Origin of the sequence: Flavobacterium sp. UW10123, from assembly GCF_040538975.1 — a bacterium.
Taxonomy (GTDB): Bacteria; Bacteroidota; Bacteroidia; order Flavobacteriales; family Flavobacteriaceae; genus Flavobacterium.
Genome location: NZ_JBEWQE010000034.1, coordinates 1 through 3,204, shown reverse-complemented (window position 1 = coordinate 3,204; position 3,204 = coordinate 1). Strand labels below are relative to the sequence as shown.

Sequence of the window (3,204 nt, the reverse complement as noted above, 5' to 3'; positions counted from 1 at the left end):
TATTTCCTATTACTGCGCAGGGGACGACAGTGGTGACATGGAGCTTTGATGACGGAAACGGCAATGTTTCGACAGCCGATCAGAATGTAATTATAAGTCAAATTGCATTAGTGGGAACAGAAGCGGTAAATTGCTCTTCAAATGAATCAGCTTACAGTATTACTTTGACAGTAAGGGGTCAAGGGCCTTTTACTGCAATAGGAACTGGTGCCCCTGGAGTTTGGACAGGAAGTGAATGGACTTCTGGATTAATTAATTCTGGAACTAGTTATAATGTAAATCTGCAAGATTCAAATTCTTGTAATACAGTTATTGTTTCTGGAGCTTCGCCAAACTGCTGTACATTTGATGTGATATGTCCGACATTCCAGCCCTTAACAATTTCTTGTTATGATGAACTACCTTCTGATATAAGCTTAACAAAAGAACAGTTTGAAAACTTAGGAAATGGAGATGGACGTATTGTAAGTAACAATTGTGGTGTAATTGAAATTATAGCATCAAATGGTGACGATCCTGGCTGTAATGCCAATGTAATACGAACCTATACAATAACAGATTACGTAGATACAAACAATAATGGAGTAAGAGATGAAGGGGAAAATACCATCATAAATATTGCAATCTGTACACAAACAATACTCATTCATGATCAAACGGCTCCAGTATTTGCAGAAACACTTCCCGATATAGTAATAGAAGCCAACTGTGAAAACATACCTGCAGTGCAGACATTCACAGCAACAGATAACTGTGGAAATGCTTCGATAGCATTTAATGAAACAAAAGTTGATGGAGATTGCAGTAGTAAATATAAATTAATAAGAACTTGGATAGCATCAGATCAATGCGGTAATGAGAATTCATTTGTGCAAACCATAAATGTATCATGTGTAGAAGAAATCTACAATGCTGTATCTGCAAATGGTGACGGATTAAATGATAGTTTTTTTATTAAAGGAATCGATTGCTACCCTGATAATAAAGTGAAAATTTTTAATCGTTATGGAGTTATTGTTTACGAAAAAAATGGCTACGATAATATAACAAATCCATTTCAGGGATTTTCTGATGGGCGAGCAACTATTGGAAAAGGAAATAAACTGCCAACAGGAACGTATTTCTATACATTAGAATACAGCAGTAATGGTAAAAAAGTAGAAAAAGCAGGTTATTTATATGTAAATAGCCAATAGATTTATCATGCTAAATTTTTTAAGTACCTAAAAGTATAATTTTAAAAACTTTTAAGGTTATCTATGTATGAAGTTTCATTAGACATTTGCAAAACTTTATACGCCTGTTGAGATATGTCGTTTTTGGAATTCATAATATTTTGACATTTAATATTTTTGATAGTTTTTGAAAGGGGAAATGTACATTTCCCCTTTTTATTTATAATACCGATAATTTACTACAGTAAAATTCAAATTTTTAAGTTTTACCTTAAAATGTAACTTTAAAAACTTCTAGTGGCATTTATAAAATCTATTTCGAAAGAACTTTGTCTCCTAAATTAAGTGACGGGTTATAATCTGTTTCTTCAATTAGTTAGCAATTGAAGCATAAGTAGTAACTAATAGCTTTTTTTTAAGAAAAAAGAACAATTGTAAACAAAATGCTATGAAAAATAAATTACTTCCTTTACTTTTTGTGTTAGGCAGTTATTCGACCTATTCGCAAGTAGTAGTAGGTAAGAAAGACGCAAATCCTTCTGCGCAGTTAGAAGTTTTTGCAAGAGATAGGGGGCTATTGATTCCCCAGGTCCCCTTAAAAGGGAGTACCGATAAGACAACAATAACAAGCGGAAACGTTAACAGTCTACTTGTTTTTAATACCGCTACAATAGCAGATATCAAACCAGGATATTACTATTGGTACATTGACAGATGGTGCAGAATTGCACTTTCTGATGAAGGAGGTACAGGTAAAGAAGGAAAAGGTGTTTCAAATACCGAAATTAATCCAGCAGGAAACCTTATTATTACTTTAACTGATGGAACTAAAATCGATGCAGGCAAAGTAAAAGGCGATCAAGGACCTCAGGGTGTACAAGGAGCCAAAGGATCAGATGGAAAAGGCATTGCAGGAACATCTGTAGACGCTTCTGGAAATCTTATTATTACTTTAACTGATGGAACTAAAATAGATGCAGGCAAAGTAAAAGGGGCAGATGGTAAAAACGGATTGGATGGAAAAGGCATTGCAGGCACTTCTGTAGACACTTCAGGAAACCTTATTATTACTTTGACTGATGGAACTAAAATCGATGCAGGCAAAGTAAAAGGCGATCAAGGACCTCAGGGTGCACAAGGAGTCAAAGGATCAGATGGAAAGGGAATTGAAGGAACATTTGTAGACGCTTCTGGAAATCTTATTATTACCTATACAGATGGAACGACTTCAAATGCTGGAAAAGTTAAAGGAGCTGATGGTGTAGCAGGAGCTACAGGCGCAGCAGGTGCTACGGGTGCAACAGGAGCTACGGGTGCAACAGGAGCTACTGGTAGTTCAGGAGCTACAGGTGCTACGGGAGCTACAGGTGCAACGGGAGCTACAGGAGCAAATGGTGCAACGGGTGCAACGGGAGCTACAGGAGCTACAGGTGCAACAGGAGCTACTGGTAATTCAGGAGCTACGGGAGCAACAGGAGCTACAGGAGCAAATGGTGTAACGGGTGCTACGGGAGCTACAGGAGCTACTGGTAATTCAGGAGCAACGGGAGCTACAGGTGCAACAGGTGCTACAGGAGCTACAGGAGCAAATGGTGCAACGGGAGCTACGGGAGCAACAGGAGCTACAGGAGCAAATGGTGTAACGGGTGCTACAGGAGCTACGGGAGCTACAGGTGCAACAGGAGCTACAGGAGCTACAGGAGCTACAGGTGCTACGGGTGCAACAGGCGCTACAGGTGCAACAGGAGCTACTGGTAATTCAGGAGCAACAGGTGCAACGGGAGCTACAGGAGCAACGGGAGCTACGGGAGCAACAGGTGCAACGGGAGCTACGGGAGCTACAGGAGCTACAGGAGCAAATGGTGTAACGGGTGCAACAGGTGCTACGGGAGCAACTGGAGCAACGGTTACATCCTGTTAATCCAACTTTGCATTCACCGCCATAACTTGTTGCCAATTCCATCATCATCGGAGTTGAAACGATTGTTGAGCCAACGAATTGTTTTCCGTTAAGTTTACCTGCTTTTTT

At 39.5% G+C, this 3,204-nt stretch carries 2 protein-coding genes; both read left to right on the top strand.

The features are described from left to right. A partial coding sequence (locus tag ABXT06_RS22680) for a T9SS type B sorting domain-containing protein (RefSeq protein WP_354592752.1) occupies positions 1 to 1,196 on the top strand: 1,196 nt, incomplete at its 5' end. 427 nt (positions 1,197 to 1,623) lie between these two features. After that, on the top strand, positions 1,624 to 3,096 hold the full coding sequence (locus ABXT06_RS22675; protein WP_354592751.1) for a phage tail-like protein: 1,473 nt from the start codon (positions 1,624 to 1,626) through the stop codon (positions 3,094 to 3,096). The last annotated feature ends 108 nt before the right edge of the window (positions 3,097 to 3,204 follow it).

Coding starts and splice junctions, on each gene's coding strand:
- ABXT06_RS22675 (WP_354592751.1), top strand. CDS start 1,624: ATGAAAAATAAATTACTTCCTTTACTTTTTGTGTTAGGCAGTTATTCG.